The organism is Streptomyces tibetensis (genome assembly GCF_040647715.1).
Taxonomy (GTDB): Bacteria; Actinomycetota; Actinomycetes; order Streptomycetales; family Streptomycetaceae; genus Streptomyces; species Streptomyces tibetensis_A.
In genome coordinates this window covers 136,177-158,543 of record NZ_JBEZCR010000005.1, presented here as the reverse complement: position 1 = coordinate 158,543, position 22,367 = coordinate 136,177, and the positions used below count along the sequence as shown (strand labels likewise).

Here is a 22,367-nt window from a genome sequence, read left to right as displayed (position 1 = left end):
CTTCGGACCCCCTGTTCTTCCGACCTAGGAGAACCCTTGAGGCTGAGACGCAGACCCCGTACCCCCTTCGCGCTCCTGGCCGCCGCACTCACGGTCACGGGCCTGACCCAGACCGGGCCGGCCTGGGCCGCCCCACCGGCCGCACCGAAGACGAGCGCCTCGACGACCCGCGGCGCCGCTGACAGCGATCCGAAACCGCCACCGCAGGACCAGTCCTCCAAGGTGCTCTCACCGGGCACCGTGCTGCCGAAGACCTGGAAGTCCTCCGCCGACACGGCCGTGACCGTGGCCGGCGACGGGTCCGGTCTGCACGTGCTCACCGCAAAGAGCCGCGACGCCTACCAGTGGCGCACGCTCGCCACCCTCTCGGAGCCCGGCTTCGGCACCGACCTGTGGATCGGCAACGCGTGCGTGACCGGCTCAGGCAAGCGAGCGGTGGTGGTCTACGCGCCCAGGGACTTCACCAACCGGCCGGACCTGATGGAGCGAGGCGGTTTCGCGGCCGTCGTCGACCTGACCAGCGGCAAGGTGACCAAGCTCGCCGACACGGTGACCCTGGCGTACTTCGACCCCGGTTGCGGCACCGGGGAGACGGCTGTACTCACGCAGGTCGGTGACGACCGGACCGACCAGACCCGGCTGCTGACGGTGGACACCGTCACCGGTGCCGTCACCCACCGGCAGACCGCGAAGGTCCGCGTCACCTCGGCCGTCCCCACCGGCACCACCGTCGTCGGCGCGGCGGCCGGACGGCTGATCCGCTTCGACCGCACGAACCACGCCACCCAACTCGTCACCACCTCGGGCCCCGCCTACGACCTGCGGGCCGACAGCGGCGGCGGCATCGACTTCCTGGACGGCGCGGGCGGCAAGTCCCGCGCCCGCCGCACCGCCCACGGCACGACCTCCACCTTCGCCGAAGGCGCCACGGGCTCGCTGGGCCTCGCGGCCGGAACCTCCGGGCGGGTCTTCCTCACGGGCAAGCCCACCACCGCCCATCCGCCCGCCACCGTGCGGCGGCTGAAGGCGGCGGCCCACGCCACGGTGTCCTCCACCGGCGCGCTCGCCGTGGACCAGGCGGTGTCCGCGAGCCTGCGCAGCCACGTCAGCAACCCGCTGGCGGCGACCGCCTGGAACACCCCGGCACCGCTCCAGATCAAGACGGAGATACCCGCGACCGGGAGAAAGGTCGCCTTCACGGTGGGCGCGGCCCCTGTCACGCCCGGCGGCACGGGCAGAAAGGTCTCACCGGCCCTGACGGCCGACCGCACCACGGCCGCGGCGAAGCCCACGACGGCCGAGCCCGCCTCGGTGACCGACGCCAAGCCCGCTACAGCGACGGCCGGCAGAACCACCACCGCGGCACCGGCGACACTGTCGGCCGCGGCGATGTCCGCGGCGACGGTCACCACGGCGGCGGCGGGCGACCCCGACTCCACCGTCGACACCGACCGCGCCTGCTCCCAGCCCCGCAACGACCCGGCGCAGCAGGCCTACCAGCCGACGCCCAACCAGGTCGAGTGGGCCGTCGACATGGCCGTACGCGGCGACCTGACCAGCTCCTGGGTCCGCCAGGGCGGCTGGCGCACGGCCGACGGACTCGGCACGGTGAACCCGCAGGCCATGTTCCCGCTGCCCGGACTCACCGGCACCTCGGGCGGACGCATCCCCGCCCAGGTCCTGCTCGGCGTACTGGCCCAGGAATCCAACCTCTGGCAGGCCGAGGGCGGCGCCCTGCCCGGCCAGACCAGCTCCACCCTGGCGAGCACCAACGGCTTCTACGGCCACCCGAACACCCCGGCGACCCCCGAGGACCACTGGCTGATCGACTGGTCCAAGGCCGACTGCGGCTACGGCATCGGCCAGCAGACCGACGGCATGAAGACCGGCGACGCCGACGAACTCCCGGCCGCGCAGCAGAAGGCCATCGCCCTCGACTACACCTCCAACATCGCGGTCGCCGCGCAGACGCTCGAGAAGAAGTGGAACGAGCTCCACGACACGGCCGTATCGCCCGGCGGCATCAAGCTCAACACCGACGACCCCGCAGCCCTGGAGAACTGGTTCGCCGCCCTGTGGGACTACAACTCCGGCCTCAACTACTACGTCCCGGCCAGCCCCACCGCCCCCTGGGGCCTGGGCTGGCTCAACAACCCGTCCAACCCGCTCTACCCGCCCGACCGGCACGCCTTCCTCGACCAGAACACCTACGCCGACGCCGGCCACCCGCAGGACTGGCCGTACGAGGAGAAGGTGCTCGGCTGGGGCGCCTGGCCCATCGACACCGGCCGCGCCTACGCCGACAGCGGCACCGCGAACAACAGCAACACCGCCGGCTACTCGCCGGCCTGGTGGGACAACGACCGCGACCGGTCCTCGGTCAAACCCGACCTCGACACCTTCTGCTCCCCGGCCGTCAACGACTGCGACCCGTCCGCCCCGCCGCGCTGCGAGGTGGACCACCTCGGTCCGAGCTGTGACCCGCCGCACTGGTACCACGCCCCCCAGACCACCTGGAAGGTCGCCTGCGGCACCAGCTGCGGCCACGAGTACCTGACCTACCAGACTCTCAAGACCGAACTGGGCAACGGCAACAACGGGTCGGGCCACATGTGCGACAACGCGGTGCCGTCCGGTGCCGTCGTCGTGGACGACGTACCGGCCTCGGTGCCCGCGATGACCGACGGCTGCTCCAAATCCGGCTGGAGCAACGGCGGCACGTTCACCTTCAGCCCCTTCCAGGCCGACGCCCAGAACCACTACGAGGCCAAGGGCGACCTGCACCAGATAGGCGGCGGGTTCGGCGACCACTTCTGGTACGCCCACACCAGAAACCTGGACACCGGTGCGAACAACCAGTACAGCTACGACCTCTCGCAGACCCCCGACGTCTCCGGCGTCATGGCCGTCACGGGCACCTGGAAGCTGAGCTCGCAGCTCAGCGGCTGGACCCGGGTCCTGGTCCATCTGCCCGACACCGGCTCCCAGACGCAGGACGCCGTCTACACCGTGCACCCGGGAGCGGGGCCGGCCCAGAACCGCATCCTGAACGTGCACACGCAGACCAACTCCTGGGTCAGCCTGGGCGTCTTCGACTTCTCCCCGTCGTCCGGCGCCTACCAAGGCGTCTCCCTCAGCAACTTCGCCCCCGACGGCACGGCCGACGAGGACATCGCCTGGGACAGCGTCGCCTTCCAGCCCCTCCCGGCCAAGCCCAAGGACATCGTGGTCCAGATGGGCGACTCCTACTCCTCCGGCACCGGCGCGGGCTCGTACGACTACGGCACAGCCACCGGCCCCTACGCCTCCATCCCCACCCAGTCCTCTCCCGGGCACAACTGGAACGCCTGCCTGCGCAGCACCAACTCCTGGGCGCGCAAGGCCGATCTGCCCGGCACGAGCACGTCGATCGGGTCGCGTGCCGACGCCCTCGACAAGACGCTCGACTTCCACTCGGTGGCCTGCAGCGGGGCCTTCTCCTACGACCTCGACACCTCCCTCGACACTTACGGCAACGGAGGCCCGGGAACGCTCGGCCAGTACGGCGAGGTGTCCCAGCTGGACTCGGGCTTCCTCAACGACGACACCACGCTCGTCGCCCTCACCGTGGGCGGAAACGACGCCAACTTCGGCGGCACCGTGGGCGCCTGCGGGGACCTCAGCCAGGGGTGCCCTTCCGACTCGACGGTGCAGCAGAACCTCACCTACGCCACCGGGAAGATCCCCCCGCTGCTGCAGCACATCCACGACAAGGCACCCCACGCCAAGATCGTCCTGCTCGGCTATCCGGAGCTGTTCGACACCGGCAGCCTCACCTGCGTCAGCGTCATGACGGCGGGCGCGCGGGCGCAGCTGAACGTGTGGGCGGACGACATGAGGGACAAGGAGCAGGCAGCGGCGGCCACTGCGAAGGCCGCCGGCGTCCCCGTGACGTTCTACTCGCCCGACAGCGAGTTCTCCGGCTACCGCATGTGCGACTCGCCGTCCGGCATCAACGACCTGGTGGCCGGCCCCGCCGCCGACAACCCGGCCGACTTCTCCTGCCCCGGCAATCCCATCTGCCCGGGGATGGAGAGCTACCATCCCACCACCACCGGCACCTCCCGATACGCCCTGGCCTTCCAGAACGCCATGGCGGCGGCGAACTACTGACCCCTGAGACGGGTGGCCGCCCCACGCGGCAGCCACCCGCCCCCTGGCCCTCCGGGCCGCCCCAGTCCTCCCGGCACGGAGAAACACCCATGAATTCCGGTGCTGTCCCCCCGCCCCGGCGGACCGTGTACAGAGCCGTGGCCGTCGGCGGCACCTTCCTCGTCGTGGTCGCGGTCATCGCGCTCTTCTGGTCCATGGCGACCTGGCCGCACCCCCCGCCCGCGGGGACCACCACCCGGGGACAGGCGCGCGCACACATGCGGCAGGACGCCGTGCGCTACGCCGACGCCCTAGCCGCGGCGGGCCGCGACGCCCCCCTCACCCGGGAAGAGCTGCGCACTCTGCCGACCCCGGCCGGTCTCGCCATCGGAACCGCGACCGTCACGACGCGCGCCGCGTCCACGGTCGTGACCTTCTCCACCCACGCGTCCTACGGCAGTCCCACGGCCCGCACCGGGATCACGGCCTGCTACCGGGCCACTCTGACCGAGGGACACCCCACACCCACGCTCGCCGAGGTGCCCGTCGCCGCCTGCGGCACCCCGGGAAAGGCGTCCTAGCCGAGGGCCCGGTCGACCGACGTCAGCGGCAGCGCGAACAGCATCCGCCCCGACTGGGACCAGACCTCGCCGGTCTCCTCCCAGTAGGACAGGGAGGCCGACCCGCCGCTCCAGCAGTTCCGCGTCTCGTCCGTGCCGCACTCCGCCGCCCGGGCGCCCTCGGTGTCCTGGCGCCACAGCGTCCCGTGCCCGCCCGCACTGCCCGCCGCGCGGTCCAGATACCAGCGCGAGCGGTACGCCAGCACACCGCGCACCTCGGTCGTCTTCGTCTCGTACGCCTCGGTCGGAGCCGCCTGCCCCGAGGAGTCGGTGGTGAGCGGGCCGGAGCGGTCCGGGTCCCGGTTCAGCGCGTAACGCCACAGCCGGGTGCGCCGGTCGCCGTCCGCGGGCACCCACTCGCTCGCGACCAGACTGTCGGGGGAGGTGCTGCGGTCGAGGGAGACGGTGGCCGGGCGGGACGTGTCGCCCCCGCCGGGCAGGGTGTACGAGCCGACGGCCGGCAGCACGAACCGGTAGCGGTGCGCCGCCCAGCCGCCCCGCACCCGGCCGACCGCGTCGGACTCGACGGTGGCGCGCTGGATGCGGTCCATGTCGTACACGTACAGCGCGTCCCGGCCGCCCTCGCGGGTCGTCACCAGCAGCTTGTCCTGGTACCAGACCATGCCGGACAGGGGGGAGACCAGCCCCCGGTAGTCCCGACCGCCGTCCACCGGTACGGCCAGCAGGGCCCAGGTGTAGCGCAGCGCGCGGGGGTCGTTCGCGTCGACGAAGGCGACCTTGGCCAGGCCCTGCCCGGGGGCCGGCCCCTCCAGGGAGCCGCCCTCGGCGCCGCGGGTCCAGCCGGAGAGGATCACGCGGTTGCCGCCCCAGCGGCCGTCGTCGTCCGCGTCGCCCGAGGTCGTGACCGCGCCGGCCCGCCAGCCGCGGGTGTCGGAGCCGCCGAAGCAGTACGCGCGGGTGGCCGTGGGTTCCACCGGCAGCCTGCGCTTGTCGGTGCTGGAGCAGCCGGCCGCGTCCCGCAGCGGGAGGTCCGCGCCCTCCAGTACCGCGCCGACGCCGACCGGGCGGCCCATCTTCGACGCGAGCCGGTCCAGCCACCGCCCGGGCACCCGGTGCTCGGCCAGCGACGGCTGCCCGGCCCCGTCGGACGCGGCGACCTGCTTGAGGGCCCCGGGAGCGTCGGCGACCGTGGCCTGCGAGGCGCTGATCAGGGTGGCGGCGGCGGTGAGCGCGAGAGCCGTCCCGGCCAGGGTCGCGCGCAGCGCCCTGCCCCGCCTGCGCCGCCGGTGTCTGCCGCGATGCTTCATAACGTCCTCCCAGACGGACCAACTGCGCCTGATGATCCGCACGTTGACGGAGGAGCAGGTGGGGTGGTCCGTAGAGGGATGCTACGGCAGGTGAGCGGTGTCGCGGACGAAGACTCCGCAAATATGCGAAAGACGCACCCCCGAAGCGGCTTGTACGGCACGCGCAGTGAACCTCAGGGCGGCTTGTGGAGCACGCTCAGTGAACCTCAGGGCGGCTTGAGGGCGCTTTTGACACACGCAGTGAACCTCAGGGCGCTGCTTCGGCGTCGCGCCGCCTGCTCACCGCCGGCGCGGTCGAGTGCGGCAGCAGATCCCGGGGGTCGGCGGGAAGCAGCACCTCGACCTCGGCCTCCTCGGCGAAGCGGTACGGCCGGTGCTCCAGGAACGCCCCCAGATACCGCCGCACCCGCGACATCTCGGCCCGTACCGTCACCGTGCGGGCCGGGTCCCCGAACACGTCCCCCGCCAGCCCCGAGGCGCTGCGGCCGGAGCGGTGGACGGCGAGGAGGAACAGCAACTCCGCGTGCCGGGGACTCAGGTCCCGGACCCAGGAGCCGGCCCCGCCGCCCACCTCCACCGACCAGCGCCGCGCCTGCCTGAGGTCCAGCACGATCCTGGCCGGACCGTGCGGCACCGGCTCGTCGGCGGCCGCCCGCACCAGCCAGCCCCCGGCGAGCGGCTCCACCGAGCACGGCCCGAGCGCCGGCAGCCGTGCCGGGCCCGCCGACAGGGACCTCGGCAGGGCCACGCGCCGCACGTACGGCATCCCGCTGACCGCGGCGGTCCAGCCGTCCGGATCGACGACCAGGGCACGGCCGCCGAGCCGGGCCAGCACCGGCGCCGCCACCGCGCGCAGCCGCTCCAGCGACTCCGTGTGCATCTCCCGCAGCCGGGCCTCGGCCAGTTTGGCCACCGAACCGACCCAGGCGAGCGTGGCCGGATGCATCGTCTCCAGCGGCCCGCTGACGTCCACCACGCCGAGCAGCCGGCCGTCCCGCGGATCCGTCAGCGGAGCGCCCGCACAGGTCCAGCCGGCCTGGGAGCGCACGAAGTGCTCGGAGGCGAAGACCTGCACGGGCCGGCGCACGACGGCCGGGGTGCCCACACCGTTCGTGCCGACGACGTCCTCACGCCAGTCCGCACCCAGCTCGAAGCCGAGCCCGTCCGCCTTGCGCAGCACCGGCGGGCTGCCCTCGCGCCACAGCACCCGGCCGTCCTCGTCGGCCACCACCATGATGTGGTGGGCGAGGTCCGCGGCCGCCAGCAAACCCTCCCGCAGCACCGGTAGTACATGGCGCAATACCGACGTCTCGCGCCGCCCCTGCACCTCCTCGCGGGGCAGCGGGTCCGTCCGCACATCGTGGTCCGGGTCGATGCCGCCGCGCAGCATCCGCTCCCAGGACCTCTCGATCACCGGACGCGGTGACACCGGAGTGGGCTGCCCGGCCAGCCGCGCCGCGCGGACCTCGCTGAGGACCCGGGCCGCCCGTGTGCTGTCGACGGCGGCCAAGTGCGTGACATCCATGCGCGTGCGCCCCCGGAAGTCGCTTTTGACTGTCCGTCTCATAGTGCCGCCTGCCCCGGCCGGACGCGCACAGTCCGCACACAGTCGGCAGCAAGTTGCAACCCCCTGCAACCCTGGTGGACGGCCCGGCCTTGTCCGAAACTTGATCCGCGCCGTCCCGAGCGGCGTTCAGCGGCTCGAACGGGCCAGTACGGCGGGGGTGGTGCCGTGTCGGCGCAGCACCACCCTCGCTCTTCGCGGCCACGGAACCCTCGCGGCCACGCAACCCTCGCCGGCGAGCGACCCGCGCGGTCGCGGAACCTTCGCCGATGAGGAGCCTTCGCGGTCGCGGAACCCCGGCGAACGCGGAACCCCGGCGAACGCGGAACCCCGGCGAACGCGGAACCCCGGCGAACGCGGAACCCCGGCGAACGCGGATGACCGAATGACGCGGATGACGCTGATGACGCGGATGACGCGGATCAGCGGGCCGGATCAGGACACCGGCCGGGCCCGCTCCACCACCGACGCGAGATCCAACGAGTGCGGCAGCGTCCCGAAGGCAGCGCCCCCGTCCCCGCCGAGCCGCCCCGCGCAGAACGCGTCGGCGACCTGCGGCGGCGCGAAACGGACCAGCAGGGAACCCTGGAGCACCAGCGCGAGCCGCTCCGTCAGCCGCCGCGCCCGACCCTCCACGCCCTCCAGGTCGGCGAGTTCCGTCAGCAGGTTCTTGATGGCCGCGTCGAGACGGTGATCGGCGCCGCGCGCCTGACCGACCTCCCGCAGATACGCGTCCAGCGCCCCCGGCTCCCGTTGCAACGCCCGCAGCACGTCCAGCGCCTGGACGTTGCCCGCGCCCTCCCAGATGGAGTTCAGCGGCGATTCGCGCACCAGCCGCGGCATCTGGGACTCCTCGACGTAGCCGTTGCCGCCGAGGCATTCCGCGGCCTCCACGGCAACGGGCGGGCACCGCTTGGTCACCCAGTACTTGGCGGCCGGCACCGCGATCCGCAGCAGCGCCCGCTCCTGCTCGCCGCCGTCGTCGTACGCCGCCGCCAGCCGCAGCGCCAGCGTCGTCGCCGCCTCCGACTCCAACGCCAGGTCGGCCAGCACGTTGCGCATGAGCGGCTTGTCGGCGAGCTTCCCACCGAACGCCTCGCGGTAGGTGCAGTGGTGCACGGCCTGCGCCACGGCCTGGCGCATCAGGCCCGCCGAGCCCAGCACGCAGTCCAGCCGGGTCGCCGCGACCATCTCGATGATGGTGCGCACCCCGCGCCCCTCCTCGCCGACCCGGCGCGCCCAGGTCCCGTCGAACTCGACCTCGGCGGAGGCGTTCGACCGGTTGCCGAGCTTGTCCTTGAGCCGCTGGACACGGAACACGTTGCGTGAGCCGTCCCGGAGCACCCGCGGCACCAGGAAGCAGGTCAGCCCGTCCGCAGCCTGCGCCAGCACCAGGAAGCCGTCGGACATGGGCGCCGAACAGAACCACTTGTGCCCGGTCAGCTCATAGGTCCCGTCCTCGGCGAGGGGCCGTGCCGCCGTCGTGTTCGCCCGGACGTCGCTGCCGCCCTGCTTCTCCGTCATGCCCATCCCGAACAGCGCCCCGGCCTTCAGGTGCGCGGGCCGCAGCTCACGGTCGTAGACCATGGACGTCAGCCGGGGCTCCCACTCGGCGGCCAGGTCCGGGTCGGCGCGCAGGGCGGGCACCGCCGCGTGCGTCATCGACAGCGGGCAGCCGTTGCCCGCCTCGACCTGCGTCCACACCAGGAAGGCCGCGGCCCGCCGCAGATGCCCGGCCGGCCGGTCCCAGGCGGCCGTCAGACCGGCCGAGACGCCCTTGCCGAGCAGCCGGTGCCAGGACGGGTGGAACTCGACCTCGTCGACGCGGTTGCCGTACCTGTCGTGCGTGAGCAGCCGCGGCGGGTTCTCGTTGGCCAGCCGCCCCCACTCCTGCACCTGGGCCGAGCCGGAAGTCCGGCCGAGCCCGCTCAGCTCGACGAGGACCTCCTCGCGCAGGCCCGGATCGACATGCCGGTCGACCGCCTCGGCCAGGGCCCGGTCGGCGGAGAAGACGTCGTACCCGACCAGAGGCGGGACCTGGTTCGTCACGGTGTGGGTGCTGCCTGCCATGCTGCGAACGTACCCCGCGGTCGCACCTTGGCACCCGGTGGACCCGGCCCGGTCCGCGAAGACCCGGCCTGTGCGTGAGTGGGGACGGGCACGGCGGATACCGTTAGGGGGTGCAGCCAGCAAGTGAAACCCCCGACACGCCCTCCGGGCGCCTCCACCGGGCACGGGCCCTCTACCGGAACGTCTCCAAACGCAGGACCGCCTGGCTGTTGGTCAAGGACACCGTCAACTCCTGCGTCGAGTACCGCATCCTGGGCCTGGCGGCCGAGGCCGCGTTCTTCACTCTGCTGTCGGTTCCGCCGCTGCTGCTGAGCATGATCGGACTGCTCGGTTACGTCGACGCCTGGACCGGCGCCGACACCATCCAGAGTCTCCAGACCAACCTCCTGGAGGCCTCCCGCACGGTCCTGTCCGACCAGGGCGTGCGCGAGATCGCCCAGCCGATCCTGCACGACGTGATGAAGGGCGGCCGACCGGACGTCATCTCCATCGGCTTCCTGTTCGCCCTGTGGTCGGGCTCCCGCGCGGTGAACGTCTTCATCGACACCATCACCGTGATGTACGGCCTCGACGGCGTCCGGGGCATCGTCAAGACCCGTCTGATGGCCTTCCTGCTGTTCATCGTGGCCCTGCTGATCGGCTCGGTGGCGCTGCCGCTGATGGTGGCCGGGCCGGACGCGGTGGTGCGGATCGTGCCCTGGTCGACGACGGTCGTCCAGGTCCTGTACTGGCCCACGGTGATCCTGCTGTCGATCGCCTTCCTGACGACGCTGTACCACGTGTCCGTCCCGGTCCGCTCCCCGTGGATCGAGGACGTGCCCGGCGCGCTGGTCGCCCTCGGCATGTGGGTGCTCGGCAGCTTCCTGCTGCGGATCTACCTGACCAGCACGGTCGAGGGCCCCACGATCTACGGCTCCCTCGCCGCGCCCGTCGCCGTGCTGCTGTGGATCGGTGTGTCCGCGTTCGCCGTGCTCGTCGGGGCCGCCGTCAACGCCGCCATCGACCGGGTCTGGCCGGCCGCCGCGACGGCCGCGGCCCGCGAGGCCAACGAGCGGCTGCGGCAGGCCCAGGTCGCCGAGTACGTCGCCCGCGCCACCGCCACGGGCGAGGCCGACCCCGACATGCCCTCCGAGTTCCCGGAACGCTGGTCCCGTTTCCTGCCTCCCGAGGACGTCTCGGCCCGGCTGCGCACCCACGTGAGGAACACCCACGTGAAGAACACCCACACCAAGAGCACTCAGGTGAAGAACACCCAGGTCAACGGCGAGAGGAAGCCGCCCGAGGACACGTGACGGCGAGGCCCTCAATGCCTCCGGTTCCCTGCCGCGGCCTCCTCGCCCGCGAAGTCGCCGAAGAGCCGGGGCGCACGGCCCAGCACCCCCCCGGGCACCCCGTCCGCCCCGTGTGCGTCGCGGCCGCCGAGGAGCGGGCCGAAGATCTCCGTCGTCCCCGCCACCTCCTGAGGCGGCACAGCGAAACCGGTCAGCGTCTCTCCGTAGTCACGCGCCGACAGCGCCGGGCACGAAGGGCGGGCGCCACGTCGCTGCGACCGGTACGCCGATGAGCGCCCCGTCGCGGAGCCCGGGACCCCGACGGGCGCCCCGTCGCGGGGCCCGGGACCCCAGGCGCCCCATCGCGCCGGACCGCCGCCGGGGCGCGGCGTAGCGTGGCTCTCATGTACGTGGAGCGGGCGTCGCGGCTGCCCGGGGCCGTCGTGTGGACCAACAGTCCGTCCCGGCCCGGTGCGGGCCGGGTGCTGCCCGACGGGTGCATGGATCTGCTGTGGCACGAGGGGCGGCTGATGGTCGCCGGGCCGGACACCCGCGCCCACCTCCCGGACGGAGGGACCGGCCCCTGGGCCGGAGTCCGCTTCTACCCGGGCACGGCCCCGGGTCTCCTGGGCGTGCCGGCGCACCAGCTGCGCGACCGGCGCGTCGACCTCGCCGACCTGTGGCCGGCCGCGCGGGTGCGGCGTCTGGCCGACGGTGTGAACGCCGCCGCCGACCCGGCGAGCGGTCTGGAGGAGCTGGCGCTGCGCCAGGCGGCCGGTTCCGAACCCCCTGACCCGCTGCTCCGGCGGGTCGTCACCGCTCTCGACGCGGGGCGCCCCGTCGCCGCGACCGCCGACGAACTCGGGATCGGACCACGCCAGTTGCACCGGCGCTCGCTGTCCGCCTTCGGCTACGGCCCCAAGACCCTGGCCCGCATCCTGCGGCTGCACCGCGCCCTCGCACTGGCCCGGGCCGGTGTGCCGTTCGCGGAGACGGCCACCCGGGCCGGTTACGCCGACCAGGCGCATCTGGCGCGGGACGTGAGGGAGTTCGCAGGACTGCCGCTGGGTGAGCTACTCGGCGGCTAGCGGGGCGAACAGGTCCACCCCGTTGCCGTCCGGGTCGTGCACCACGGCGTACCGCTGCCCCCAGAAGGCGTCCCACGGCTTGAGCTCGCCGTGGTACCCGGAGCCGACCAGCTCGCCGTACAGCGCGTCCACCTCCTCCGGCCCGTCGCAGCGCAGGGCGAGCGAGGACCGGCCCCCGCCCGCGGGCGACCGCCACCCGGGCAGGAAGGAGCGGACCGTCTCCTCGGTGTCCAGCAGCAGCCGCAGCCCGCCGGGCAGTCCGGCCTCGGCGTGCGGCTGGTCCCCGGCGCCGTCCGGGAAGGCGAACCCGAGCCGGCGGTAGAACGCGACGGAGGCGGCCATGTCGGAGACGACCAGGCCGATGGCATCGAATCGTGCAGTCATGGAGCCACCGTAGGCAGGCACAGGAGATGCGGTCTTGAAGGAAACGGACACCTCCCCTGCCCTGGGCCACGCGCGGACACCCCCGCTGCGTCACCGGCACCGGCCCGCTCCGCGGGGACCCGTCTCGGCGCGCCGCGCGGGGACGCCTGCGTCAGGGCGGGGAGGTGTCGGTCCGGGCGGCGAGGTCTCCGTGAGGGCGGGGACGTGTCCGTCAGGCCGACCCGTCGGCCCCCGAGGCGTACTGACCGCCGATGAAGACGGTTTCACCGGGTGCCGACACGGCGTGGCTGTAGCCGAAGGGTGTGGGGTCGTGCAGCGTTGCCGGGTTGGTGATGGTGCGCGGGTCGCTCGTCATGGGAAGCAGCCCTTTCTCTGGGTACGTCCGCCGCCACACCGACGACGGGCCGGGCACCTGCGCCAACTCCCCGAACGCACAAGCGCATTCCCCGCTCCGTCGGCGCCCGGACAGGTCGTGCACGGGCACGGCGCGACCCCGGCGGCGCGCTTCGCACCTACAGGCGCGGCGCCGCCGTGCTCGCCCGTTCCACCAGCCGCGTCGACAACTCCGTACGCGTGCTCTCCGGGCGATGGCCGTCCATCATGCGCAGCAGTGACCGCAGAGCCGTGGCGGCCATCTCGGACAGCGGCTGGCGCACGGTGGTCAGGGCGGGAGAGGCCCAGCGCGCCTCGGGCAGGTCGTCGAAGCCGACCACGCTGATGTCGTCCGGGACCCTCAACCCCCTTTCGGCCAGGGCCTCGTAGGCGCCCAGTGCCATCCGGTCCGAGCAGACGAAGACGGCGGTCGGCGGCTCGGGCAGATCGAGGAGTTCCAGCATGCGGCGGTGGGCGACGCCCTCGTCGAAAGCGGCGTGCCGGACGTACTCGGCGCGGTACCGGACTCCGGCCGACGTGAGGGCGGAACGGTATCCGGCGACCCGGGCGCCGCTGCACATCGTGCGCCGGGGACCGGCGATGACGGCTACCCGCTCGTGGCCCAGGGACAGCAGGTGCTCCGTGGCGGTCAGGCCGCCCTGCCAGTTCGCCGCCCCCACCGAGACCACGCCCTCCGGCGGCTCCTGCACCGGGTCGATCATCACGAACGGGATGCGGTGCTGCTCCAGCCACGCGTACTGCGGGTCGCTCAGCTCGGCCAGGTTGAACACCACGCCTGAAGAGCCCCGGGCGACCAGCTTGTCCAGCCAGCCGCGCTCCGGGCGGCCCGCCCGGGAGCGGGTCGGCGCGGCCGACACCACGACCTCCAGGCCCGCGTCGTGGGCCGCCTCCTCCACGCCGTGCAGCACCGCACCCGACCAGGAACTCTCCAGCGAATGCACGACCAGGTCGACCAGCCGGGGTGCCTTCGCCGCGTCGAAGCGGGGTCTGCGCACGTACCCGAGCCGGTCGAGCGCCTCGGTCACGCGGCGACGGGTCTCGGGTGCCACGTCCTCGCGGCCGTTGACCACCTTCGAAGCGGTCGGCACCGACACCCCCGCCTCGCGCGCCACGACCGCCAGCGTCGGACCGGCCGCCACGTTCGCACTCGCCGTACGGACCATCGGGAACCCACCTCTCCGGCCCGCCGAGGGCCGTGGAAAGTTTCGACCAGCGCTGCACACGGCGGTCACGGGGTCCAACCGGGCAGAAAGCGCTTCCTATCGTAGGTGGGGTGCAGGACGGCGGGAAGAGAGGCGGATTCACTGCTTCGCGCCGGTCAAAACTTTCGAAACCCCGAACAGTGCCTCAGCCGGGTGTGCAGGTCAGCCGAAACCCGGTGAAGTCGGCTGTGAACGCCGCGTCCACGAGGTCCCGGGCGTGGATCCCCGCCATCGCGCCGGTGAACCGCAGCCGGGAGCCGTGGTCGTCGGACAGCCGGCCGAAGTCCAGCGCCGGCCCGACCGCCGTACGCACGCCGTCACGGACGTACCAGAAACGGGCCTCGGCCGCCTCGACCGTCACCCCCAGCGTCACCGGCCGCCCGTCCACCTGCCCCTCCACCCGACGATCCCCTGGTCCCTCCACCCGAGGGTCCACCGGCCCGTCCACCCGAGGGTCCACCGGTCCCTCAACCCGCCCGTCCACCGACTCCTGCATCCGACGGTCCACGGGCCCGTCCATCCGTCCGTCCGCCGGCACGTCGACGACGGTGACCTGCCGCAGGCCGTCCTCGTCCCGTTCGACGAGACTGAGCACCGTACGGCCAGGCCCACGGCCGCGGCCTCGTGTCCCGCGCCACTGCTGTCCGCGCTGCGTCTCTCCCTCCGGCTCCCCCCACGTCAGGTCCAGGGCGAGATACGCCTCGGGGTTGTACCAGAGCACCAGCCCGGCTGCCTGCGTGAAGGTCACCGGCCGGGCCTCCACGGTGACTTCGGCCTCCGCGTGGTGCTCGGTGAGCCGCTGGGCCAGCAGGGAGGCCGCCCACCGGGACTCCGGCCCGTGCCGGCCGCGCAGCCGGATCCACCCGGGGCGGCTCGTCGTGTCGGCCCAGGACGGGTCCGGCGGCTCGCGCAGGGTGCTCCACGGCCAGGACAGGTCCTCCGGCGGTGCGGCCGGTGGCAGCGGGTGCGGTCGCGTCGGCACCTCGACCTCGGCCGCCGGGTGCCACCCGCCCTGCGCCAGCCGGGGCCAGCCCTCCCCGTCCCAGGTCACCGCCTGGATCGCGGTCTCCCGGCCGAGGGTGCAGCGGCGGCCCTGCGGGGTGTGCAGCGGACGGGCCGTCAGATGGCTGAGCAGCCACTGTCCGTCCGCCGTCTCGACCAGCTCGCCGTGCCCGGCCTTCTGCAACGGCACCCCCGGATCGTCCCGGGTGGTCAGCAACGGCCGTTCGTCCAGCTCGTACGGCCCCGTCAGCTCCTTGCTCCGAGCCACCCGCACCCCGTGTTCCCACCCGGTGCCGCCCTCGGCGAGCACCAGGTGATACCAGCCGTCGCGCCGCAGCAGCTTCGGCCCCTCGATCAGCCGGTCGTGCTGGAGCAGCAGATGTGTGCCGCCGACGGGTTCCAGCGTCTGCCGGTCCAGCTCCGTCGCGACGATCCCCGCGAACCGCTCACCCCCGGGCCGGTGGTCGTTCTGCAGGTTCAGCAGCCACAGCCGGCCGTCCTCATGGAACAGCGCCGGGTCGAAACCGTGGCTCGCGACCCGGCGCGGGGTGCTCCACTCGCCGCCGATGCGGGAGGCCGTCGAGATGTACGTGTCGAGGTCGAAGTAGGGGGTGCCGACCGAGCGCACGACGGTGTACGTGACCCAGAACCGTTCCCCGTCCCAGCTCAGCGACGGGGCCCAGACGCCGCCCGAGTCGGGTACCCCGGCCAGCGAGTCGCCGGGGACGGCCCCCCGCACATGGCCCGCGTACTCCCAGTGGGCCAGGTCCCGGGAGCGGTGCAGCGGGATCGTCGGGAACCACTCGAAGGAACTGGTCGCCACGTAGTACCAGTCGCCGACCCGCACCATCGACGGATCGGGGGCGAAGCCGCGGAGGACGGGATTGTGCAGGACGGTCACGCATGAACTCCCGGAGCGTCGGCCGCCCTGGGGCCGCAGGGAGTCAGGGTCACCTGCGGCCCCCAGGAGTCGGGGATTGGGCGAAGGAGGATCACTTGAGGGCGCCGAGCGTCACGCCCGACCGCCAGTAGCGGCGCATCGCGACCATCATGATCGCCATCGGGACGATGGACAGCAGCGCGCCGGTGAGTACCAGGCCGGTCAGATCGATGCCCGACTCCAGACGGGTGCCGGACCAGTTGTAGAGACCGAGGTTGAGCGTCCAGTTCTCCTTGCCGCGCAGCACGGTCAGCGGCAGGAAGAAGGCGTTCCAGGTGTTGACGAAGGCCAGCAGGAACACCGTCGCGCCGCCCGTCGTCATCATCCGCAGCACGATGCTGAGGAAGATCCGCAGCTCCCCGGCGCCGTCGATCCGGGCCGCCTCCAGCAGCTCGTAGGGGATCGTCGCCTCGGTGTACACCTTGGCCAGGTACACACTGAACGGGTTGATCAGGCACGGGATCAGCATCGCCCACGGCGTGTCCACCATGCCGATCGCGGAGAACAGCAGATACAGCGGCAGCGTCAGCAACGCGATCGGGATCAGGAACGAGCCCACGACACACGCGAAGATCGCGTCGCGCCCGGGGAAGTCGAAGCGGGCCAGCCCGTAACCGGTTGCGAGCGCGATCAGCGTGCCGCCGAGCGAGCCGACGCCCGCGTAAAGGAACGAGTTGGCCGTCCACCGCAGGAAGATCCCGTCCTGGTAGGTGAACACCTGATGCAGGTTGTCCCACAGGTGCCAGCCCGAGAACCACAGGCCGTTGCTCTGGTAGAGCGCCGTGCGGTCCTTGGTCGCCGCGACGATCAGCCACCACACCGGGAACAGGCTGTAGGCACTGGCCAGCACCAGCCCGACCAGGAGGAAGCGCTGGCCACCCCGTCCGCGGGAGGCCGGATCCGGCTCGGACAGCCGCCGTACGCCACGGACTTGGGGCCGCTCGGTCGCCCGCTCGGTCAGCGTCATCAGTCGGCCTCCTTCGAGGTGAGCCGGTAGAAGAGGAAGGAGGCGATGCCCAGGATCAGGGCCAGGAGCACCGACAGGGCGGCCGCGTAGTTGTAGTTGCCCGCGTTGAACGCCTGGTTGTAGATGATCATGATCGGGGTGAAGCTGTCGCTGACCGTCTGCGGGGTGATGTTCCGGAACAGCGCCGGCTCGTTGAAGATCTGCAGCATCTGGATGATCGACAGCAGACCCGTCAGGACCAGCGCCCCGCGCACGAACGGGATCTTGATACTGCGTGCGATGCGCAGCTCGGAGGCGCCGTCCAGCCGGGCCGCCTCAAACAGCTCCCGGGGCACGCCCTGCAGCGCCGAGTAGATGATCACCATGTTGTAGCCGATGCCGTGCCAGGTCAGCAGGTTGCCGATGGACGGCCAGACCATCGACGGTGCGAAGAAGTTCCAGTCGAGACCGAGGGACTTGCCGATCGCGGTGAGCGGGCCGACGTCCGGGCTGTAGAGGTTGACCCACACGATCGCCGCGACCACGCCCGGGATCATGTACGGCACCAGCAGCACGATCCGGAACCTGCTCGCCACCCTGGACGTCAGCGCGTCCAGGAACAGCGCCAGCAACAGGCTGACCAGCAGCATCAACGGGATCTGGACACAGGCGAAGAGCACCACCCGCAGGATGGAGTTCACGAACGCCGAGTCCGTCAGCCCCTGGGTGTAGTTGTCGAGCCCGACGAACTCCGTCGTCGCACCGCCGAGGCCGAGCCCCGACTGCTTCTGGGTGAACAGCGACTCGTAGACCGCGTAGCCGATCGGAAGCAGATACAGAAACAGGAAGCCGAGCTGGAAAGGCACCGTGAAGGCGGCGCCTTTCCAGCGCATGGAGCGAATCATCGGATGCCTCAGCCCTTGACGCTGATACCGCGGGACTTCAGGTCCTTCACCGTCCACTCCTGCATGTGGGCAAGCAGGTCGGTGACCTTCTCCTGCTTGTTGACGACCTTGGCCCAGCCCGCCTGGAGCTCGGTGAACATCGCCGTCCAGTTGGGCCCGAAGGTCCAGTCCGTGGTGACCGTGCCCAGGCTGTCCGTCACGACCTTCTGCGCCGGCTCGTAGTTCTTGCCGAGCAGCTTCCGCGAGATCGACTCACCGACGTAGGAACCGCTGTCCTTGAGCGCCGGCATCACACCGTTGCCGGTCTCCGGGCTCGCCATCGTCTTGACCGCGTCCTGGTTCGTCGACATCCACAGGGCCGCCCGGGCCGCCTGCTGCTGGTCCTTGCACTGCTTGGTCACCAGGGTCACACTGCCGGTCAGGTTCGTGCCGGCCGGTGTCTTCGCCGCCTCGCCCTGGTACGCGGGCCAGGGTGCGAGCGCCCAGTCGCCGAAGGACTTGGTGAAGTTCTGCACCATGCCGGCCATCTGCCACGTGGAGATCTGCCGGGTCGCGGTGGCACCGCTGTCGTAACTGCGCTGCACGGCCGCGTAGTCGGCGAAGGACAGCTTGGCGTTCAGGTCGTTGTCGATGATCTCCTGGATCACCTTGGCGGCCTTCAGGGTGCCCTCGTCCTGGAAGTCCACCTTCCAGGCGTTGCCGTCGATCGCGTACCAGTGCGCCCCGGCCTGCATCGCGAGCACCTCGAGGGTGCTGGGGTCCTCACCGGCGTAGTTGGTGATCTTGATGTTGTGCTTCTTCAGGACCTTCCCGGCGGCGATGACGTCGTCCCAGGTCGCCGGAGGCTTGAGCCCGTACTTCTCGAAGATGTCCGTGCGGTAGATCGTGAACTGGGGCGCCGAGCTGGTGGGAACGCCGTAGAACTTGCCCTGCACCTGCGCGCTCGCCCAGGCGCCGCTGTTGAACTTGTCCTTCTCGCCCTCGACGTAACTCGTGATGTCGGCGAGGGCGCCCTGCGACACCCAGCTGGTGACGTACTCGGCGGTGTTCTGCACCAGACAGGGGGCGTTGCCGGCCTTCACCGCGTTGGTCAGCTGCTTCTGCATGGTCAGCTGGTCGGTGACCTTCGTGTACTGCAGCCGGACGTCCTTGTGCGACGCGTTGAACGCCTTGACGACCGCCTCCTGGCCATTGGCCCAGCCCCAGAAGGGGAGGGTGACCGGGCCGGACTTCGACGCCGCGTCGTCACCCGAGTCGGAACCGCCACAGGCGGAGAGCAGACCTGTCAGCGCGAGACCCGCGACAGCGGCGGAGGCGAACCTTCTCCGGGGGCTGGTGAAGTTCATCTGACCGTGATCCTTCGGAATAGGGCGTTCTCGGAACGAGAGGGCGGCGGTGGCTGAGGGTGCCGACGGGAACGGCGGCCGGAAACGCATCAGCTCGCGGTGGTGGGAGGTTCGACCAAGCGGAAGCTGTAGTAAGCGGTTGCTGGGACGTTAAGCGGATGTGTCCGCTCATAGCAAGAGGTGCGCGGCGATTCGTTTACGGCGGGCGGCCCGGGCCGGCCCCGTCGACCGCCCGGGTCGTGACGCTGTGGCACTGGACATCTGCGCAGGTCAATGCCGTGCGGCCAGGGCGCACGCCGACGTGCGGCGGGCGCGGCCAAGAGGCTCGGGGCGAACGTCGGAGCCCGAGTAACCGGTTACGTAACGGTCTCCGTGAGGGCGCGCGCCGGTCGCCCCCGGGGCAGGGGCGCTACCCGCGGGGGGCGGGCGGCTGGACCGAGTTGCGGACCACGACATGCGTGCCCAGGACCAGATGGTCGCCGTCGGCACCCTTGCGGCGGCCCGCGCCGCCCTCGCGCCGGTCGGCCACCGCCCGCAGCGCGACCCGGCCCATCTCCTCGTACGGCACGTGCACGGTGGTCAGTTGGGGGGTGAGCTGGGAGGCCAGCGGGATGTCGTCGTAACCGACGACCGAGACGTCGTCGGGCACCCGCAGTCCCGCCGCGCGCAGGGCCTGCATGGCACCCGCGGCTACCACGTCCGTCCCGGCGAGCACCGCGGTGAAGTCCGGCGTCTCGTGCAGGGCCGCCTCGACGGCCTCGTACCCGTGGTCGTAGTCGTACGGACCGTGCCGGACCAGCCCCGTGTCGAAGGGCACCCCGTACGCCTCGAAGGCCCGCTGGGCACCCCTCAACCGGCCTTGGGCGGTGGTCAGTTCGGCGTGCCCCGGCAGGACGAGGACGCGGCGGTGCCCCGCCGAGAGCAGGTGGCTGGCCATCGCGTAGGCGCCGCCCTCGTTGTCGTAGTCGACCGTCGTCGCGGGGACGTCACCCTCCAGCGGGGGCCGGCCCACCAGGACCAGATGCGAGCCGGCCGCGTCCAGGGAACGGGCGAAGCGGGCCATGCGCAGCTGGTACTCGTCGTAGTCGTAGGCGCCGCCGAGCAGGATCACCGCGGCGACGCCCTGCTGGCGCATGAGGTTCACCAGCGCGAGTTCCCGCTCGGGGTCGTCGCCGGTCGTGCCGACCAGGGAGAGCCAGCCGCGCAGGGTGGCGGCACCCTCGACGCCCTTCGCCACGTGGGCGAACGCGGCACCCGTGATGTTGTTGATGAGGATCGCCACCGTCGGTGTGCCGCCGCCGGCGAGCGAACGCGCGTGGGCGTTGGTGACGTAGTCCAGGTCCCGGACCACCTTCATCACCCGGCGGCGCAGCTCCTCGGACACCGGGTAGTTGCCGGAGAGCACCCGCGAGACGCTGGCCACGGAGACGCCCGCACGCTCCGCGACATCACGGATGGTCGCCCGGCCGGCGTCGCTCGTCGCCTTGCGCTGACTCACCCTTGGCTCCTTCACGGTAGTGGTCCGGCCCCGTAGTGGCCCGATCCATAGTGTTCCGGTCCGTTGTGGTCCGGCCGCCGGCGGACCGGTGCGGTGCGCCCGCTGCACGCGGCCGCCGGCCGGGGCCGTGGCGTCCCGTGGGCCGGTGCGCCGAGCCGTGGTGCGTCGGACCACGGTGCGCCGGGACATGGTGCCCCGGCCGCCGTGCCTCGGACCGCCGTCCCGGGCCTGCTGTTCCCGGGCCCGCTGGGCGGTGGAGCCGGTCGCGACGGCCCCGGGGCCATCGGTGCGGAAACCGTATCCCATCATTCCTCCAGGCCGGGGGGCCTGTGGACAACGGGCGCCGCGGTCCGCCGCCGCACCGTCCCACACCCGCGCCGGATCCGCCGTACACCACCCGCACCTGCGCCGGATCCACCGCACACCACCCGCGCCCGCGCCGGATGCGCCTCACGCCACCCGCACCAGATCCGCGCGCCGCACCTCGTGAAGCGGCCCTACGCCTGCCGCCAGGCGCTCCAGTTCCTCGACGACGATGCGTCCGAGCCGCTCCAGCTCGTTGCCGAGGGAACCGGCGATGTGCGGGGTGAGGAACACGTTGGGCAGCCGGTACAGCGGCGATCCGGCGGGCAGCGGCTCCGGGTCGGTCACGTCCAGCACCGCGCGCAGCCGGCCGGAGACCAGCTCGTCGGTGAGCGCCTCGTGGTCGACCAGCGCGCCGCGGGCGGTGTTGACGAGCACACCACCGTCCCGCACCAGCGCGAGCCGTTCGCGGTCGAGCATGTGATGGGTCGCCGGGATGTCGGGGGCGTGCAGGCTCACGATGTCGCTGCGTCGGAGCAGCTCCTCCAGCGACAGTGACTCGGCACCGAGGGCGGTGGCCTCGGCGGGGCTCACGTACGGGTCGTGCAGCAGGACGGTGAGGTCGAACGGCCGCAGCAGTTCCAGCAGCCGACGGCCCACGCGCGAGGCGCCGATGACGCCCACGCGCCGGCCGAGGTTGCCGGTCGCCGCGGTCTCGGCGGGGCCCGGGTAGGCGTGGGTCCGGCGGAAGCGCTCGCGGTGGTCGAAGGCGTCCTTGCCCAGCAGCAGGATCATCGCGAGCGTGTACTCCGCGACCGGCAGGGCGTTGCCCGTCACCGCGCTGGACACGATGACCCCGCGTTCCCACAGCGCCTCGCCGACCAGGGAGCGGACCGAGCCGGCCGCGTGCAGCACGGCGCCGAGCCGCGGAGCCGCCGTGAGGACGCCGACGTCCAGGTGCGGGCAGCCCCAGCCGGTGATCAGTACCTCGGCGGAGGCCAGGGCGGCGGTGCCGGCCGGGTCGGCGAAGTCCCGTACCACCAGCCCGGGATCGATGTCGGCCGTGCGCCTCAGCCGCTCCATCAGCGGCGGAGGGAAGAGCAGCGGGAGGTGAACCGGGTCCATCGCGAACACGGCCCGCGGCAGCTGAGGGCTGGGCATGACTCTCCTGGAGCAGGGGGGATGGAAACAGTTTCAGAAAGCGCCTTCTACCGTAGGTCTGTCAGGAAGCGGGGGTCAATCGCCCGTCGGGGGCGACGTGTGGAGGCGCAGAGGCGGGGCGGTTTCCGTTCCGTGGCTCCGCAGCGCAGCCCATCTCGGAAATCGATTACTACGATTTCGGTGGCGGAAGGTCAGACCGGGACGGGGCGCCCGAGGCGCTGAGCAGGGGCGAAGGACTCGAACGCAACCGGTTCCCCACGTAAGTGTTTTCGAAA

At 72.0% G+C, this 22,367-nt stretch carries 15 protein-coding genes and 1 pseudogene; 4 read left to right on the top strand and 12 right to left on the bottom strand.

Annotation, left to right across the window (positions count from 1 at the left end; translation table 11 throughout):
* Positions 1–36: 36 nt before the first annotated feature.
* Both AB0B29_RS15190 and AB0B29_RS15185 read left to right on the top strand, forming a co-directional pair.
* Entirely contained in the window at positions 37–4,152 is a 4,116-nt protein-coding gene (locus tag AB0B29_RS15190) for an SGNH/GDSL hydrolase family protein (RefSeq protein WP_362239060.1), read from the top strand.
* Between the two features lie 89 nt (positions 4,153–4,241).
* Positions 4,242–4,712, top strand: a complete 471-nt coding sequence (locus tag AB0B29_RS15185; protein ID WP_362239057.1) for a hypothetical protein — start codon at positions 4,242–4,244, stop codon at positions 4,710–4,712.
* On the opposite strand, the gene AB0B29_RS15180 is transcribed toward AB0B29_RS15185, so the two are convergent.
* From AB0B29_RS15180 to AB0B29_RS15170, 3 genes are all read right to left on the bottom strand, one after another.
* On the bottom strand, positions 4,709–6,019 hold the full coding sequence (locus AB0B29_RS15180) for a hypothetical protein (RefSeq protein WP_362239055.1): 1,311 nt from the start codon (positions 6,017–6,019) through the stop codon (positions 4,709–4,711). The two genes, AB0B29_RS15185 and AB0B29_RS15180, sit on opposite strands and share 4 nt — an antisense overlap.
* A 247-nt stretch (positions 6,020–6,266) precedes the next feature.
* Positions 6,267–7,544: a GAF domain-containing protein gene (locus AB0B29_RS15175; protein ID WP_362239052.1), complete on the bottom strand. Its 1,278-nt coding sequence runs from the start codon at positions 7,542–7,544 to the stop codon at positions 6,267–6,269.
* A gap of 474 nt (positions 7,545–8,018) precedes the next feature.
* Entirely contained in the window at positions 8,019–9,653 is a 1,635-nt protein-coding gene (locus AB0B29_RS15170) for an acyl-CoA dehydrogenase family protein (RefSeq protein WP_362239050.1), read from the bottom strand.
* A 110-nt stretch (positions 9,654–9,763) separates the two neighbouring features.
* On the opposite strand from AB0B29_RS15170, the gene AB0B29_RS15165 reads away from it, so the two are divergent.
* Together AB0B29_RS15165 and AB0B29_RS15160 are read left to right on the top strand one after the other, a co-directional pair.
* The gene (locus AB0B29_RS15165) at positions 9,764–10,945 is read left to right on the top strand and encodes a YihY/virulence factor BrkB family protein (protein ID WP_362239047.1); all 1,182 of its coding nucleotides are present in this window, start codon (positions 9,764–9,766) and stop codon (positions 10,943–10,945) included.
* A 383-nt stretch (positions 10,946–11,328) separates the two neighbouring features.
* Positions 11,329–12,012, top strand: coding sequence for a helix-turn-helix domain-containing protein (locus AB0B29_RS15160; RefSeq protein ID WP_362239045.1), 684 nt, complete (start codon positions 11,329–11,331; stop codon positions 12,010–12,012).
* Here the strand turns inward: AB0B29_RS15160 and AB0B29_RS15155 are convergent.
* From AB0B29_RS15155 to AB0B29_RS15115, 9 genes and pseudogenes are all read right to left on the bottom strand, one after another.
* Entirely contained in the window at positions 11,998–12,396 is a 399-nt protein-coding gene (locus AB0B29_RS15155; RefSeq protein ID WP_362239042.1) for a VOC family protein, read from the bottom strand. The genes AB0B29_RS15160 and AB0B29_RS15155 overlap by 15 nt on opposite strands.
* Positions 12,397–12,613: 217 nt before the next feature.
* Positions 12,614–12,751, bottom strand: a pseudogene (locus AB0B29_RS15150) (RidA family protein); the annotation flags it as partial.
* A 157-nt stretch (positions 12,752–12,908) separates the two neighbouring features.
* The gene (locus AB0B29_RS15145; protein WP_362239039.1) at positions 12,909–13,952 is read right to left on the bottom strand and encodes a LacI family DNA-binding transcriptional regulator; all 1,044 of its coding nucleotides are present in this window, start codon (positions 13,950–13,952) and stop codon (positions 12,909–12,911) included.
* 184 nt (positions 13,953–14,136) lie between these two features.
* Positions 14,137–15,894 (bottom strand): glycoside hydrolase family 43 protein, encoded by a 1,758-nt coding sequence (locus AB0B29_RS15140; RefSeq protein ID WP_362239036.1) that lies wholly within the window; start codon positions 15,892–15,894, stop codon positions 14,137–14,139.
* Between the two features lie 91 nt (positions 15,895–15,985).
* A complete protein-coding gene (locus tag AB0B29_RS15135; protein ID WP_362239033.1) occupies positions 15,986–16,900 on the bottom strand; it encodes a carbohydrate ABC transporter permease in 915 nt (304 codons plus the stop codon).
* On the bottom strand, positions 16,900–17,784 hold the full coding sequence (locus tag AB0B29_RS15130) for a carbohydrate ABC transporter permease (protein ID WP_362239031.1): 885 nt from the start codon (positions 17,782–17,784) through the stop codon (positions 16,900–16,902). The genes AB0B29_RS15135 and AB0B29_RS15130 overlap by 1 nt, the downstream gene beginning before the upstream one ends.
* An 8-nt stretch (positions 17,785–17,792) precedes the next feature.
* Positions 17,793–19,130, bottom strand: a complete 1,338-nt coding sequence (locus tag AB0B29_RS15125; RefSeq protein WP_362239029.1) for an ABC transporter substrate-binding protein — start codon at positions 19,128–19,130, stop codon at positions 17,793–17,795.
* A 409-nt stretch (positions 19,131–19,539) separates the two neighbouring features.
* The gene (locus AB0B29_RS15120) at positions 19,540–20,628 is read right to left on the bottom strand and encodes a LacI family DNA-binding transcriptional regulator (protein ID WP_362239026.1); all 1,089 of its coding nucleotides are present in this window, start codon (positions 20,626–20,628) and stop codon (positions 19,540–19,542) included.
* Positions 20,629–21,078: 450 nt separating this feature from the next.
* Positions 21,079–22,092 (bottom strand): hydroxyacid dehydrogenase, encoded by a 1,014-nt coding sequence (locus tag AB0B29_RS15115; RefSeq protein WP_362239024.1) that lies wholly within the window; start codon positions 22,090–22,092, stop codon positions 21,079–21,081.
* Positions 22,093–22,367: the final 275 nt, after the last annotated feature.